14 protein-coding genes and 1 riboswitch are annotated in these 16,542 nt (G+C 35.8%); of the genes, 13 read left to right on the forward strand and 1 reads right to left on the reverse strand.

The genetic code is table 11. The annotated features are described in order from the left end of the window. Positions 1–9 precede the first annotated feature (9 nt). From CLV62_RS09890 to CLV62_RS09910, 5 genes are all read left to right on the forward strand, one after another. Entirely contained in the window at positions 10–387 is a 378-nt protein-coding gene (locus CLV62_RS09890; RefSeq protein ID WP_050708642.1) for a RidA family protein, read from the forward strand. 87 nt (positions 388–474) lie between these two features. Beyond that, a complete protein-coding gene (locus CLV62_RS09895) occupies positions 475–852 on the forward strand; it encodes a YccF domain-containing protein (protein ID WP_110310624.1) in 378 nt (125 codons plus the stop codon). A gap of 220 nt (positions 853–1,072) precedes the next feature. Next, the gene (locus tag CLV62_RS09900; protein WP_110310625.1) at positions 1,073–1,576 is read left to right on the forward strand and encodes a hypothetical protein; all 504 of its coding nucleotides are present in this window, start codon (positions 1,073–1,075) and stop codon (positions 1,574–1,576) included. A 123-nt stretch (positions 1,577–1,699) separates the two neighbouring features. Further along, positions 1,700–2,779 (forward strand): tRNA 2-thiouridine(34) synthase MnmA, encoded by a 1,080-nt coding sequence (mnmA, locus tag CLV62_RS09905; protein ID WP_110310626.1) that lies wholly within the window; start codon positions 1,700–1,702, stop codon positions 2,777–2,779. A 93-nt stretch (positions 2,780–2,872) separates the two neighbouring features. Next, entirely contained in the window at positions 2,873–3,511 is a 639-nt protein-coding gene (locus CLV62_RS09910; protein WP_110310627.1) for a trimeric intracellular cation channel family protein, read from the forward strand. A 33-nt stretch (positions 3,512–3,544) separates the two neighbouring features. On the opposite strand, the gene CLV62_RS09915 is transcribed toward CLV62_RS09910, so the two are convergent. Further along, on the reverse strand, positions 3,545–3,940 hold the full coding sequence (locus CLV62_RS09915; protein WP_110310628.1) for an iron chaperone: 396 nt from the start codon (positions 3,938–3,940) through the stop codon (positions 3,545–3,547). A 202-nt stretch (positions 3,941–4,142) separates the two neighbouring features. Here CLV62_RS09915 and CLV62_RS09920 point away from each other — a divergent pair, with 202 nt between their 5' ends. From CLV62_RS09920 to CLV62_RS09955, 8 genes are all read left to right on the forward strand, one after another. Then, positions 4,143–4,892 carry an endonuclease/exonuclease/phosphatase family protein gene (locus tag CLV62_RS09920; protein WP_110310629.1) on the forward strand — a complete coding sequence of 250 codons (750 nt, stop codon included), beginning with the start codon at positions 4,143–4,145 and terminating at the stop codon, positions 4,890–4,892. Between the two features lie 126 nt (positions 4,893–5,018). Next, on the forward strand, positions 5,019–5,654 hold the full coding sequence (locus CLV62_RS09925; protein WP_110310630.1) for a peroxiredoxin: 636 nt from the start codon (positions 5,019–5,021) through the stop codon (positions 5,652–5,654). 247 nt (positions 5,655–5,901) lie between these two features. After that, a complete protein-coding gene (locus CLV62_RS09930) occupies positions 5,902–7,839 on the forward strand; it encodes an NAD(+) synthase (RefSeq protein ID WP_110310631.1) in 1,938 nt (645 codons plus the stop codon). A 199-nt stretch (positions 7,840–8,038) separates the two neighbouring features. Continuing rightward, complete coding sequence (locus CLV62_RS09935) at positions 8,039–9,439, forward strand: OmpP1/FadL family transporter (RefSeq protein ID WP_110310720.1); 1,401 nt, start codon at positions 8,039–8,041, stop codon at positions 9,437–9,439. A 350-nt stretch (positions 9,440–9,789) separates the two neighbouring features. After that, the gene (locus tag CLV62_RS09940) at positions 9,790–11,199 is read left to right on the forward strand and encodes a GDSL-type esterase/lipase family protein (protein WP_110310632.1); all 1,410 of its coding nucleotides are present in this window, start codon (positions 9,790–9,792) and stop codon (positions 11,197–11,199) included. After that, positions 11,189–12,652: a LysM peptidoglycan-binding domain-containing protein gene (locus CLV62_RS09945; protein ID WP_110310633.1), complete on the forward strand. Its 1,464-nt coding sequence runs from the start codon at positions 11,189–11,191 to the stop codon at positions 12,650–12,652. Before CLV62_RS09940 ends, CLV62_RS09945 begins: the two co-directional genes overlap by 11 nt. A 35-nt stretch (positions 12,653–12,687) precedes the next feature. Further along, entirely contained in the window at positions 12,688–14,154 is a 1,467-nt protein-coding gene (locus CLV62_RS09950; protein WP_221409237.1) for an MBOAT family O-acyltransferase, read from the forward strand. A 34-nt stretch (positions 14,155–14,188) separates the two neighbouring features. Continuing rightward, a riboswitch (cobalamin riboswitch) is annotated at positions 14,189–14,349 on the forward strand. A gap of 137 nt (positions 14,350–14,486) precedes the next feature. Further along, positions 14,487–16,481: a TonB-dependent receptor plug domain-containing protein gene (locus tag CLV62_RS09955; RefSeq protein WP_110310635.1), complete on the forward strand. Its 1,995-nt coding sequence runs from the start codon at positions 14,487–14,489 to the stop codon at positions 16,479–16,481. The last annotated feature ends 61 nt before the right edge of the window (positions 16,482–16,542 follow it).

Below are 16,542 nucleotides of genomic sequence, written 5' to 3' on the forward strand. Positions count from 1 at the left end.
ATGTAGAAAATGAAAAAAATAATATCAACTAATAATGCTCCTGCGGCAATAGGGCCATATAGTCAGGCAATAGAAGTAAACGGAACACTTTATGCGTCGGGACAGATTCCTATCGATCCAGCTACTGGCGACTTTGTAGATGGAGGCATTAAAGAACAAACCGAGCAGGTGTTCAAAAATATCAAAGCTATCTTGACAGAAGCAGGTCTTACAACTAGCAATATTGTAAAAACAACAGTTTTGCTTTCTGATATAGCTAACTTTGCAGCCATGAATGAAGTTTATGCAACTCAATTCGAGGGAACATTTCCCGCTCGTTCTGCTTTTGCGGTAAGAGATCTTCCTAAGGCTGCTTTGGTGGAAATTGAAGTGATTGCAGTTCGATAAGGTCACAGACTCTTTTTTATTGCTTTTGCAAGTAAAATATCAATAGCTGTTATTTATTTGACATGTAGTAAAAAAACATTACAAAAAATGAGAAATTTTATAGGTAATCTTATCTGGCTTGTATTTGGTGGATGGGCAATTGCTCTTGAATACTTTATTGCAAGCATCGCTATGATGATAACCATCATCGGTATTCCTTTCGGGTTACAGTCTATCAAATTGGGTGTACTTGCAGTATGGCCTTTTGGCAGTAAGGTAGTTACTATTGAAGAGTCATCGGGATGCCTCAATACAATAATGAATGTTATCTGGATTATTGTAGGAGGCTTTTGGATTGCTCTGACTCATGTGTTTTTTGGAGCTTTGCTTTGTATAACTATCATTGGTATACCTTTTGGATTGCAGCATTTTAAATTTATCAAATTAGCATTGTTTCCTTTCGGAAAGAAGGTTGTAGATGCCTGATTGAGTTAATATATAACGAATAGAGGCCTTTATACTAACTTTTGTATAGAGGCTTTTGTTTTTTATATAGATAATGTATATCGGAAAAAGGCTTTGATATTAAAAGAAAGCATTATTTTTGTAGTGTGATAAATAATTATGTAAACCTATGTTTGAGAAAATTGTTTATATGTAGTGCTATAATGGTTATGGTACTATTTTTTTACTAAATATAACCCAGATGAAGAAATCGAAGATATTATTATTGTTACTTCTTTTACCTGTTCTTTGCTACGGACAGTTGATCGGATTAGGGGGGCAATATTCGGAGGGAGCCAACGGGCAGTTTTTTACAAGTATGGCTTTTCCTACATTTCATCAGAAAAATAAGTTGAATACCTTTGTATCCAGTGGATTAGAAATAACAACATCGGGAGGTGCAAAAATGAGCGGTTTGAATCTAAAACCTATTCAGATTAAATCTTTTTTGAGTGAGGATTTGTTTAATAAGAACCCTTATACTATTTTGGTCGGTGTTGATGGTGGATATCTCTTTGATTTCAGACAGGGTAGACAAAATGGAATTGTAATTACGCCTAACATATATGTTGATTATAAGTTCTTCTTCGTGAAAGCCGGATATGATTTTGATGTCACTAACGGCCAAAACCAATTTTTCGTTCGGGCGGGTGTCGGTCTTGGTTTAGGAGTATTAAAGATGTTTGCAAAAACTCAGATCTGGTAAATATTGTAATTTGAAAAAACATAGTTAATAATAAGATTTAATACGGCTGTTAATTTATAAAAGGCAGTTGTACTTACTTTATAAATAAAAAGGTTTGAAACCTTAAAGGAGTTAAATAGAAAAATGAAAATAGCAGCTCTTGTATCGGGAGGCGTTGATAGTTCGGTAGTTGTTCACCAATTGAAAGAACAAGGTTATGATCCTACCATCTTTTATATACGTATTGGTATGGAAGATAAAGACGGTTATATTGATTGTCCTGCCGAAGAAGATATAGAAATAACAACTTATATTGCTAAAAAATATGGTTGTAAAATGGAGATTGTATCTCTCCACGAAGAGTATTGGGAAAATGTAGTGAGTTACACCATCGAAGCTGTAAAGAGAGGCTTAACTCCGAATCCTGATATTATGTGTAATAAGATGATTAAGTTTGGCTGTTTCGAGCAAAAGTGGGGACACGAGTTCGATAAGATAGCTACAGGACATTATGCCACTACCACCGAATTGAACGGTAAGACATGGCTGTCTACAGCAAAAGACCATGTTAAAGATCAAACCTATTTCTTAGGACAAATAGATTACCTGCAAGCTTCTAAATTGATGTTTCCGATAGGTAATTTGTTGAAAAGCGAAGTTCGTGCTATTGCAGCTCAAGAGAGTTTACCTTCTGCCATGAGAAAGGATAGTCAAGGAATTTGCTTTTTAGGTAAAGTCAATTATAATGATTTTATCGGCAGATATTTGGGCGAACGTCCCGGAAAGATTGTGGAACTTGAAACGGGAAAAGTTTTAGGAAAACACAATGGCTATTGGTTTCACACCATTGGGCAGCGTAAAGGTTTAGGACTAGGTGGTGGACCTTGGTTTGTAATAAAGAAAGATGTTAAGCGAAATATTATATATGTATCTAATGGTTATGATCCCGAAACTCAATATGGAAAAACGGTAAACCTCGGAGGGTTTTCATTTATAACAGAGGATATTTGGGGTGATTTCGAAGATAAAAAAGATATTACCTTCAAAGTACGGCATACTCCCGAATTTACAACAGGAACCATTGAAAAAATAGGTGACATATATCGTATTCAATCGAATGAAAAGATACAAGGTATTGCTGCCGGACAATTTGGAGTTGTATATGACAAAGAATCAAAATTATGTCTCGGAAGTGGTGTAATTGCTGATGAACAAGCTGATTAAGGTTGCAGCCGATTATTGCTTTGGTAAATACAGCGGCATAATTGGCTGTTATTAAAATTATAATAATATTTTACATTACCTGATGCTTGTGATATGGATGAGCTAGTTGATTTTTGGAGTAATATTCGATTTGTTGATATTATTGAATTTCTGGGAACTTTTGCCTTTGCTATCAGTGGTATCAGATTAGCTTCCGCTAAAAGATTCGATTGGTTTGGAGCCTTGGTTGTCGGGTTGGTGACTGCTATCGGAGGGGGGACTTTGAGGGATCTGCTTCTGGGGCTTACTCCTTTCTGGATGCTGTCGAGTGTATATCTTTGGTGTACGGTTTTAGCTTTATTCTGTGTGATTGTTTACCGTAAAATCTTAGTTCGGCTCAATAATACATTCTTTTGGTTCGATAGTATCGGATTAGGATTATTTGTGGTGGTAGGAGCCGAAAAAACGCTGGCTTTGGGTTACGCTCCATGGGTGATTGTCATAATGGCTACTATTACTGGTGTTGTCGGGGGGATTATCCGTGATATTCTGATCAATGAAATACCTATTATATTTACTCAGGAACTTTATGCAGTTGCCTGTATCATTGGTGGGCTCTTATTCTGCCTGTTAAATTATCTAGGAGTAACTATGCCTGTTGTTCAAATATCTACGGCTGTATGTGTATTTGTAATACGAATTTTGGCAACTAAATATCACTGGAGGCTACCTATTCTCAAGGGAGAGGATTAGTTTCTCCATTTTGAATTCTCAGATCATTGTGATTCAGGAGTTCTTTTGATTCTTCCTTTTGTTTTTTTCTAAATTCTCTTTCTCTCTAAATTTTATAATCTTCTTTATTAGTGTAATAGGGATAGGCTTATCCGGAGAAAATCTAATAGTACCCTTAGAAGTTTTATAGTCTGTCAATTCATCTTTAAAGACTTCGATAGCCTCCGAACCGGGAAACAGGCTGACATGCTTTGCAAAGCCGCCGAAGTAAATTAGAATACCATTTAACTTATAGGCTGGCATCTCATAACTGATAGACTCCTCAGCTTGTGGAACTGTTTGTTTGATGATATTTCTTAGTTGTACCAAATATTCCTTTACAGAGGGAGAAGCTGCAGCAATATATTCATCAACCGTAGTGGGTTTGGGAATGTTTGTTTCTGATTTCATTGTTTAAATTAAGTCAAATATTTATTTCTATATTTAATAACCTGTTTTTTACAGGTTTTGTTCGGTTCTCCGTATCATATAAATGTAACTGTGTAGCTTTTCTTTTCACATCTTCTAAATGAGGTGATATCTCATTTTCAATTGGTATATTTGTCTATATTTTATACAACTGTTGTTTATCTATGCCTTAATTTATAAAAATATGAAAACACGATTAATTACATTTTTGACTGGTGTCTTACTTCTCATTTCTTTGAGTATCAGTTCTCAAAACGATCTTCGCATTATGACTTATAATATCCGTAATGGGATAGGAATGGATATGAAGTCCGATTATAAACGTACTGTAAATGTAATAAATAAGTATCATCCCGATATTGTTGCTGTTCAGGAGGTTGATAGTATGACTAACCGAAGCAATAAGCGTTTTGTATTAGGAGAACTTAGTAGATTAACGGGGATGTACTACTATTATGCCCCTGCTATCGATTATGACGGAGGAAAATATGGAACGGGTTTATTGTCCCGAGAAAAACCTATACGCACAAGTTATATTCCACTACCGGGAAGGGAAGAACAGAGAGTACTGCTTATTGCGGAATTTGATAAGTTTGTATTTTTAGGAGTTCACCTTTCTTTAACGACTGAGGATCAGTTAAAATCTGTCGAGATTATAAAACAAGAGTTGGCAGAAATAAAGAAACCTGTATTTGTAGCCGGTGACTTTAATGCTCATCCGGATTCAGAAGTAATTGAGCTGCTAAAGAAAAGTTTTACAGTTTTGAGTTCTTCCGCTAATACATTTCCGGCAGATAAACCTACAGAATGTATTGACTATATTGCACTAGATAAAAAAACTTTTAAAAGCCGATTTTTCAGAAATAGTTTTGTAATAGATGAACCCGAAGCATCAGATCATAGACCGGTGATAGTTGATGTAAAACTTCCGTAAGAAGCGTGTCTGCATAACGATTTTTGATTGTTTTTGTCTATGTGGGTATAGTGATTATCTATTTGATTTGTTGGTGTGGAATTTGTTACTTTGTTATAAGAAAATATAACTAAATTAATTAAAATCATGGCAGTATTAGTAGGTAAAAAAGCCCCTGTATTTAATGTTAGTGCAGTAGTAAATGGTAATGAAATTGTTGAAAATTTTTCGTTAGAACAATTTATTGGAAAGAAGTATGTAATATTCTTCTTTTATCCGGCAGATTTCACTTTTGTATGCCCAACTGAATTGATAGCATTCCAAGATCAAATCGCAGAATTTGAATCTCGTAATGTAGCTGTAGTAGGTGCATCAACAGACTCTGCATTCTCTCACTGGAAATGGCTGCAAACTCCACAAAACCAAGGTGGTATTCAGGGTGTTAAATATCCGATTATTTCTGACCAAACATTAATGGTTTCTAAAAATTACGATGTTTTAGCCGGTGATACAGATTATAACGATTTTGGAGAAGAGATTTTTGTTGGAGCTCCTCAAGCTTACCGTGGTCTTTTCTTGATTGATAAGGAAGGTATTGTACGTCATCAAGTTGTAAATGATATGCCTCTGGGACGTAGTGTTGAAGAAACGCTTCGTTTGGTTGATGCTCTACAATTTACAGAAGAGTTTGGTGAAGTATGCCCTGCAAACTGGAAAAAAGGAAAAGAAGGTTTAAAAGCTACTCAAGAAGGTATTTCTGACTATCTATCTCATAGCCACTAAGAAATAACTGATATAAATAATAAAGCCACAGCAGTTTACTTGTTGTGGCTTTGTTGTTTTAGAAGATCAAGCTTTTTGGTTTGTATTGAAGAGGATGGGATTGCTTTGATATACAATATTAAAGAGTGATTTGCATAACTATAAAAATACCACCTCCTTTCCTTTGTAACTTTTCCAGAAGTTATTTGTTGAATAACAAAGATTTGAATTTTGTTTCGTAATTTTGTCTTAAACTTAATTGGCAATGATGAATAATTATGGGTTTGTAAGAGTGGCAGCAGCTTCACCTCGATTGAAGGTTGCAGATTGCGATTTTAATACCGAGGAGATATTAAAAGTTGTAGCTGATGCTGAAAAGCAAGGAGTTTCAGCTATTGTATTTCCCGAAATGTGTATAACCTCTTATACAGCTCAGGATTTATTAAATCAAAGCTTACTTCTTGAGGAAGCTATAAATTCTCTGGAGAAAATCCGTTTAGTAAGCGAGCAATCTTCTATAATTATCATTGTAGGAATGCCTCTTCAAATTTGTAATAGGCTATATAATGTTGGTGTCGTTATTAATGGAGGGAATATTTTAGGGATTGTAGCTAAAACATTTCTGCCTAATTATAATGAGTTCTATGATAAGCGCTGGTTTTCCTCCCCTCGTGAACTTACTCAAAGTAATATTGAATTGTGTGGGCAAATTGTGCCGGTAGGTACTGATTTGATATTTCGTACTTCGGATTTTAGTTTTGCAATTGAAATATGTGAAGATCTTTGGACACCTCTTCCTCCATCAAGTGTACATACTTTATATGGAGCTGAAATAATATTTAATCTTTCCGCTAGTAATGAAACAATTGGCAAGCATGCTTATCGAAAATCACTTATAAGTCAACAATCAGCCCGTTGTATTGCAGGATATGTATACGCGGCCGCTGGAAATGGAGAATCGACAACCGATATTGTCTTTGCGGGTAGTAGTATGATTGCCGAGAATGGCTCAATTCTGGCGGAGACACAACGATTCTCATTTGATAGCGAATTTTGTGTTACGGAAATAGATGTCGATCGTTTAAGAAATGACCGTTTAAAAAATAAATCATTCTCAATATCAGAATATAAAAATCTGGATGAGGTAAAATATCGAATCATTAAGGTCGGTACTTCTAAAATTGATTCTGAATTTTCACTGACAAGGTTGATTAATAGAACTCCATTTGTACCATCACTATTGAATCTTGATGACCGATGTTCTGAGATTTTCGCCATACAAGTCGGTGGCTTGGCTAAGCGTTTGCTACATACCAATTGCCAAACTATGGTAGTAGGGGTGTCCGGTGGGCTCGATTCAACATTGGCTTTATTGGTTATGGTGAAGGCTTTTGATAAACTGAATATTTCGCGTAAAAATATATATGGCATTACAATGCCCGGTTTTGGTACTACCGACCGCACCTATAATAATGCCCTTGACTTAATGAAGTCGTTAGGTGTAACCATTAAAGAAATATCAATAAAGGATGCAGTAATTCAGCATTTCAAAGATATAGATCATGATGAGAGTATTCACGATATAACTTATGAAAACTCGCAGGCTCGTGAGCGTACACAGATATTAATGGATTATGCCAATAAGGTAAATGGATTAGTAATAGGTACGGGAGATCTTTCGGAATTAGCATTGGGATGGTGTACTTACAATGGCGATCATATGTCAATGTATGCCGTTAATACGGGTATTCCCAAGACCTTGGTGAAAACTCTTGTACGGTGGATTTCGGATACACAATTAGATTCTGGTTCTCAACACATACTTTTAGATATCTTGGATACGCCCGTTAGTCCCGAATTGTTACCGGCAGGAAAGGACGGCAAAATTTTACAAATAACAGAAGATACAGTAGGGCCTTATGTATTGCATGATTTTTTCTTATATAATATGCTTCGGTTTGGGTATGAACCACGAAAAATATACTTTTTAGCACAGAAGGCATTTGAGGAGGATTATGAAAAAGAAGAAATTCTTAAGTGGTTAAAAGTATTTTACCGCAGATTCTTTTCACAGCAATTTAAGCGTTCATGCATTCCTGATGGACCAAAGGTTGGGTCGATAAATCTTTCACCTCGTGGCGATTGGCGTATGGCAAGTGATGCCTCGGGTGCTATCTGGTTGAAACAATTGGACGCACTGCAATAGTTGTGTATGCAATAATAATATTGATTATCAGGTGGTTAAATTGTTATAGTTTCTTTTGAAACTAAAATTAATATTAATACATTTGCTGCCCAATTTCAAGGTACTAGACCTTTTTATTGCTTTGGCAAGTATAGGAACCAGAGATTGCTATAGTTTAAATGATATCAATAATTATTTTACATTACCTATTATAAAATTCATGAATAAATCAAAATTGGTAGCCATTGCTGCCCTTTGTATGTGTTCTTCTTCTTTGTTTGCAGGCGGAATATTAACCAATACTAATCAGAGTGTACATTTCCTTAGAAATCCGGCTCGTGATGCTTCTACGGAGATTGATGCGGTTTATACGAATCCGGCAGGTTTAGTAAAACTAACTGATGGGTTCCATTTTTCTTTCAATAATCAGAGTGCATTTCAAACACGAACTATAACGTCTACTTCCCCTATATTCATGATGAATGGAGGGTTAGATACAAAAGCATTTGAGGGGAAGGCTTCTGTTCCGTTTATTCCAAGCTTGCAAGGTGCTTATAAAAAAGGTAAATGGGTTTTATCAGGATCTGTCGCTATATCAGGTGGTGGAGGAAAAGCCACTTTTAATGATGGGTTACCTTCATTTGAAGTTCTTGCCGGAACCAGTGCTTTAGTAATACAAAATGCCGGATATAAAGCTAGCAGATACCAAGTAGATCAGTATATGAGAGGCTCTAATATGATTATTGGAGGTCAACTAGGTGGAACATACGAGATTAATGAAATGTTTTCAGCCTATGCCGGTTTTAGATTGAATGTCGTAAGAAACTCATATGAAGGATACTTGAGAGGATTAAAACTAAATGTAACTCCTGCAAGTTCGGCTGACTATTCTCCGAATATGATATATGCCAACCAATTATTGGAAGGTGTTGCTGCAGGTGTTGCAGCCAATCCTGTATTGCAACAACAGATACTTTTAATGTCAAGAGCATCAAGTGACGAAGGCGCTATGTTGGAAAGTTCACAAAGCGGGTGGGGTGTTGCTCCTATCCTTGGTTTTAATTTCAACTATCAGAATAAATTGAATATTGGGGTTAAGTACGAATTCAAGACTGCATTGGATGTAGAAAATAATACAAAAAGAGACGATACTGGTATGTTTGCTGATGGCGTAAATACAGCTCATGACATTCCTGCTTTGTTTACTATAGGAGCTTCTTATAAAGTGACTGAAAAACTGATGGCTAGCGTTGGTTATCATCATTTCTTTGATTCGGATGCCAAAATGGATGGAGACAAGCAAAAAGATGCAGGTTCAACGAATGAATATTTAGCAGGTTTGGAATACCAGATTGATAGAATGTTTTTAGTGAGTGCAGGGGGGCAAATAACACGTTATGGTGTAGGTGATGTTTTCCAAAAAGATTTAAGTTTTTCTTGTGATTCGTACTCTTTGGGTTTAGGAGGAGCGGTTAATGTCTCTCCTACAGTTCGAATAAATGTAGGTTATTTCTGGACTACTTATTCTGATTATACAAAAGTACCGGGAGGAGGTACATCTAAGGATGTGTTCTCAAGAACTAATAAAGTTTTTGGAGCGGGGGTTGACTTCTCATTCTGAAAAATATAAGGTCTTATATCTTTTTATTACTTTGGTAGTCATAACAACAACTGATAGTTATGATTTCGAAATACGATATTAAATATCTTTTGTTATTTAATAGACAAATTACCTGATAAAAAACTGCCGAAAGGCAGTTTTTTTGTTATATATAGTATTCGAAATTTCAATAAAGTAACTAGCTTTGCAGCGCATTTTTGAACACACGGTAATATTGACATATTAGGTTCTCTATTTCTTGTTAATGGATTAGGGAATTAGAACTAATTATAAAAAAATGCCTGATTTAAGAAATCTTTGAATATGGCATTTTTTGAAGCAATAAACAGGTCGGCGACCTAAATTTAGGTATGGAAGGTAAAGCTAAAAATTATTTTTTCAAGTCTTTTTTGACTATAATTATTGCTATTGGTATATTTTGGGGGTTGAAACAGGTTCTTCCTGCCAGATTATTTCCGGAGAATACAGCTCCTATACCGGGAATTGTTATAGATAGTTTGGCGTTGGACGCTATGACTAATGATTCGGTATCAATGGCTGAGGCTGACTCATTGGAGAATGATACGTTAATTAATAGAATCGATATAGATGCTTCGGACAATAGCGAAGGCATTGGTAATCTCATAAATTTCTATGAGAAATTATATGAACTCGAAAATTCGGGAAAAGGAAAAGTACGTATAGCTTACTTCGGTGATTCAATGAATGATGGTGACCTGATTGTACAGGATATACGTAGTGCATATCAAAGTCAATATGGAGGAAAAGGTGTGGGCTTTGTAGGTATAACTTCTCTTTCTGCTTCTGCCAGGTATTCGGTTACGCATCAATATTCGAAGAATTGGGAAACTCAGTCATTCTTAAATGTAAAGAAACCAAAGAGAGCCTTTGGAGTCGATGGACAAGTCTCTTTTGTGCCGAGAGGTTCTCAGACATGGTTAAGATATGTTGCCAATGATGTTATCAATTCAACCCTATTATATAATCCTACATTGTTTTACGGAAGCTCTTCCAACCACAATGGCTCGGTTAATATAGCTTTAGGAAAGGATTCTTCCATACGTCACGATTTAATAACAGACAGGCTTTTAAATACGCTGAAACTATCCTCTACAACTAAAATGCTGAAAGCTACTTTCGAAAAGGCTGATTCTATACCTTTTTATGGAGTTAATTTTGACGATGGAGTAGGTGTCCATGTCGATAATTTCTCTTTGCGTGGAAATTCGGGATTGCCTCTTTCCCTGTTTAATACTGATTTGATGAACGCATTAGATAAGATATTGAACTATGATCTTATCGTATTACAATATGGTACAAATGTTTTAGGATATGGTACAACTGATTATAGCTGGTACGAAACTAAAATGGCAGGTGTGGTTAATCATTTGCAACAATGCTTTCCGAATGCAAGCATTTTAATAATATCTACAGGAGACAGGGCTATAAAAACTGATATGGAAATGAAGACTGACAAGGCAGTAGAACCTTTGGTTAAACATCAGAGATTATATGCTGAGAGTACCCATTCGGGTTTTATAAACCTGTATACATTGATGGGAGGATACGGATCTATGATTAAATGGGTACAGGAAAATCCATCGCTGGCAAATAAAGATTATACTCATTTCAATCAGAAGGGTGCAAAGAAAATAGGGGGACTTATTTATGATGAACTTGACAAAGGGTATTTTCAATACAAAAAATTAAAGGAATCGGGACAAATTCCGAACCGAATTAAACATTCAGATGATTTATAAAAAAACAATAACATTCTTACTTCTATTATGCTTGATATCTTCCGCTGTCTATGCGAAAGATGCTAAGGATATTGCAGCCTCTGATTTTAAGAATGTAAAATTGTTGGATCCTCTGTTTGAGAAATTATATCAATTGGAGAAAAACCAAAAAGGTAAGGTGAATATTGTACATATTGGTGATTCGCATGTACAGGCTGATATGTTTACGAATGTAATACGTCAGATTTTGCAAACTAAGTTTGGCAATGGAGGGTATGGTTTTACCTTTCCATATAGCTTGGCTAAAACCAATGGAACCAGTTATATAAAATATGCCTCGAACACGGAATGGGAGAGTCGTCGTAATATTTATCCTGTGACAGATGTTTCAGTCGGGCTGAGTGGTATAGGGCTATATTCAAACAATTCCGATTTTGAAATAAATATAGATGTCAATCCTTTGTATACTTTCAGTAAGATAAGGCTGTTGTATCCGACTAAGACATCTTGTTTTAGACTGGCTTTACCTAATACCGATTATAAGAGTGTAGTGGAGAAAACCCCTGTTGAACTTCCTGTTGAAAAAGAGAAAGTTGAGGTCAGAAAGGTAAATTATACCATGCATACAGTAGAGAGTAAAGAAACCTTATATAGGATATCTCAAAAATATGGCATTTCGGTGGAAAAACTGAAAGATATAAATAATCTAAGCTCAAATACTATACGTGTAGGCATGGATTTGAAAATACCCAATAAGCAAGAAGAGCCTGAACGGGAGCCGAAAGTGCCTATCGTGGCCAAAGTCATAAAAGAGGAGCCGAAAGACGATAATGAGCCAAAGATTATTCTCTCTAAAGAAAAACCCTATGAATCGGAATTTATTCTGCCAATGTCCTCGAATCAGATAGTAATACTACCGGGCAATAATCAGGCAGAGTATAATCTGAGTGGTGTCGTAATAGAAAACGACAGACCGGGGATTATCTATCATAGCATAGGTGTAAACGGGACAAAAGTTTCGGATTATAACAAATATCCGTTGTTTTTTGAGCAGCTACCTTCTTTGAGTGCCGATCTGATTGTTATTTCTCTGGGAACAAATGAGGCTTTCAATAGATGGACAACTCCTTATTATAGTTCTCAAATGCAGATGTTTGTAGATAAGATAAAGAAAAATAATCCCAAAGCTATAATTCTATTGATGACGCCTCCGCCTTCGTTGTTTAAACGAAGAACTCCTAATACTTTTGTAGAAGGATATGGAGATGCTCTGAAGCAATTGAAAGGTTGTGTTGTCTGGGACTTATTAGGTAAACTAGGTGGAGCAAAAGCCCCTCTGGAAAATAAATTTGCCCCATTGATGGCAAAAGATAAGGTACATTATACAAGGGAAGGGTATGAAAAACAGGGAGAGCTTTTCTCTGCCGATTTTTTGGCTGCTTATGATAACTATGTAAAAAGTAGAACTAATTGAAAACTGTGTTAACTTACTTAGAATCTTATTTCTCTATAACTACCGATCAGATACGGTCGTGGTTTGAGTATGACCCAAGCAACCCGCTATTGTTTAGCTCGAGTTTGTTTCTTGGATTCTTCCTTGCTTTTTATTTAGTATACATTTTGACTCGAAAATATGCGCATTTTCGTACAGCATATGTATTTCTTTTTTCGATGTTTTTCTATTATAAGGCAGGAGGCGAGTATTTTATTCTATTAATACTGTCCGCCTTAATTAATTATATTCTGTCGGAGATGATGGATTTATCTCAGAAGAAAACGTTGAGAAAGTCTATACTTACAATTACCGTAGTACTCAACTTATTAGTATTGGCATATTTTAAATATACTAATTTCTTTATAGGTAATCTGAATACTCTGTTTGAAGGGAACTTCCAGCTCCAACATATTATTTTACCCGTTGGAATCTCATTTTTTACATTTCAGGCTATAAGCTATTCGGTTGATTTATACCGTAGGGAGCTTAAACCGGCTAAAAATGTTCTTGATTTTGCTTTTTATCTTTCCTTCTTTCCTCAGTTGGTTGCGGGACCCATCGTGAGAGCAAAAGAATTTTTGCCGCAAATGTATCGCGAGATAAGTTTGTCGAAGAAAGAAGCAGGTCTAGCTCTATTTCTTATTATTACGGGTTTAATAAAAAAGTCTGTTATATCTGATTATATATCATTGAACTTTGTAGACCGAATTTTTGATAGTCCTCTAAGCTATACACCATTCGAAACATTAATGGCGACCTATGGTTATACTTTACAAATTTATTGTGACTTTTCGGGTTATTCCGATATGGCTATCGGTATAGCATTATTAATGGGATTTAAGCTCCCTGAAAACTTCCGTACTCCTTATAAATCGGTTTCGGTGACTGAGTTTTGGCGTAGATGGCATATCTCTCTATCGTCTTGGTTGAGGGATTACCTGTATATTCCATTAGGGGGGAACCGAAAAGGACGATTCCGCACATATATCAATCTGTTTTTAACCATGCTTATCGGAGGCCTTTGGCATGGTGCGGCATGGAAATATATCGCATGGGGTGCATTACATGGCGGAGCACTTGCTGTAGAACGTCTATTCAGGCAGTTTGTGAAACTTCCTGAGAAAAATATACTGATCAATTTGATTTGTGGAATTATTACTTTCCATTTCGTGGCATTTTGCTGGATATTCTTTAAAGCAAACGATTTCGAAGTGGCTACAGCCGTAATAGGAAATATCAGCCGGCTCGAATATAATCCCGAAGCATGGCTTATGATAATGCAAGGATATAGAAATGTATTTATACTTATATTTATAGGTTTCGTTTTACATTTTACACCTAAGCGATTGAGCGATATTGTGGAGATGGGCTTCCTAAAGTTACCATATATTGGACGTGCTATTATTGTAGGTGGTGTATTCTGGTTGGTATATGCAACTGCGTCTAGTGGAACGCAACCATTCATCTACTTCCAATTTTAACAATTTTGTTTGGATGAATTAGGTTTTATAACATATCTTTGCACCGTTGTTTTGCTCCTATAAGTAATAAATATTTTAAAAGGATGCAAAAAGGGTAATCAGGTGAAAGACCTGGACAGACTCGCTACTGTAAGCAATCTATTTGTAAATGAATAGAATGTAAGTCAGAAAACCTGCAAGACGACAAAAAGTGATACTAAACAGCTTTCGAGAAATAGAGCTGAAGATCAAAAACTGTCGATTCATTCTTCTTTAGAATATTTCCATTGTAATTTCTTCACCGTATTTTGTCCGAAAGCTAAATCTATTATTGGTTTATAGGCTTTCAGTATATGAAGTATTCTTATTTCCTGCTTGTTTTTCTTATTTTTCAGCTCTGCTTTATTGAAGTAGATGCTCAGAATAAAGATTCTATAAAAACTCAGCATATCGATGAAGTAATTGTAACTGCACAGGTAAAGCCTTCCATTGCTCTATCGAGCAACCCCATTCAGGTATTATCAGAATCAGATATAGACAAGACCGGAGTATTATCTATTTCGGATGCCATACGTCGTTTTTCGGGAGTCGTTGTCAAAGACTTTGGAGGAATCGGAGGCATGAAGACTGTTGCCATCAGAGGTGTAGGTTCTGAGCATACAGCTGTGCTTTATGATGGGATTATTGTAAGTAATGCCCAATCGGGACAAGTCGATATAGGACGTTTTTCGTTAGATAATATTGCCATGTTATCTTTGACAATCGGGCAAAGTGACGATATTTTCAGAACAGCCAAGGCTTCGGCTTCAGTAGGGGTTTTAAGTATTACTACAAGAGAACCTTCTTTCACACATAAAAAATATTCGGTACATGCACAGCTCGTTACCGGATCATGGGGACAATTCAATCCATATTTGTATTATGCATATAAATTGAGCAATAAATTCTCATTTTCTCTGGATGGCAGCTGGCAAAGGGCTGATGGAGAATATAGCTTTAAACAAAAGAATGCGAGTACAGTAATAACGGGAAAGAGACAAAATACCGATGTAGATATTAAGCGTACTGAGTTAAACGTTTTCGGGGAATTGACCAAATCGCAGGAATTGTCCGTAAAAGTATATTATTTTGATTCGGAGAGAGGCTTGCCGGGTGCCATTATTTTTTATAATAATGATAGTAAGGAACGTCTATGGGACAGAAACTTTTTTACACAGGCTAAATATATCAATACTATCAGCGATAAATTTAATTGGCAGCTACAAGGTAAATATGGAAATACCTATACCCTATATATGGATAAAAACGCTAAATATCCGAATGGTATATTGGAAGATATATATAAGCAGGATGAATTATATCTTACAAGTTCATTACTGTACAATCCGGATAAGGCAATATCTTTTTCGTTAGCGCAGGATTATAACTATAATACATTAACAGCTAATTACTCCGGTTTTGCAGAGCCTGACCGGTCTACTTCTCTTACTTCATTGTCTGCAAAATACGATAATAAGAAACTTACCGTTATAGCGAATTTGCTGGGTACTTATATCACAGAGGATGTGGTGGTGGGTAATAAACCCGATGATCGAAAAAGGTTATCACCATCTGTCAGTTTTTCTTACCGTCCATTCAATTTTACAGGTCTTAGGATAAGGGCATCGTATAAAGATATATTCAGGGTTCCTTCGTTTAATGATCTTTATTACATCCGGATGGGTAATACGAGCCTTCGCCCCGAAAAAACTCAGCAATATAATGTAGGGTTAACATGGACAAATTCTTTCTCTGAATTGTTCAATTATTTTAGTGTTTCTACAGATGTCTATCGTAATGATGTAAAAGACAAGATTGTGATTTATCCTGCTATGTTTGAATCCAAAGTCGTGAATTTAGGAGAAGTGAAAATAACAGGATTAGATTTTAATACAAATGCCCGTCTGGTATTTAACAATAAATTGAATTTAGAAATATCAGGTAATTATACGTATCAGAAAGCTATAGATATTACCGATCCGGCTGATAAAAACAATAGAGACCAGATACCGTATACTCCTGAACATTCGGGTGCAGCATCGTTAACGTTGGAAAATCCCTGGGTTAATTTCGGATACTCGTTTATAGCAAGTGGTAAAACATATGCAGAACCTCAAAATATAGATAGAAACAGAATTGAAGGTTTTATTGATCATACAATCACATTGAACAGAACATTCGAAAGGGGCAGATATAAATTCAGGGTACAAGGTGACATTGCCAACTTATCTAATAAGACGTATTATATAATAAAAGATTATCCTATGCCCGGGCGTTCTTACAGGATATTATTAAGAATGAATTTCTAAGGTCCCAGACCTTTTTATTACGATAGTAATTATAACAAATTAAATAATAATCAAAAATAAG

Source organism: Indolivaga alginatilytica, assembly GCF_003201355.1.
GTDB classification, from domain to species: domain Bacteria; phylum Bacteroidota; class Bacteroidia; order Bacteroidales; family Dysgonomonadaceae; genus Dysgonomonas_A; species Dysgonomonas_A alginatilytica.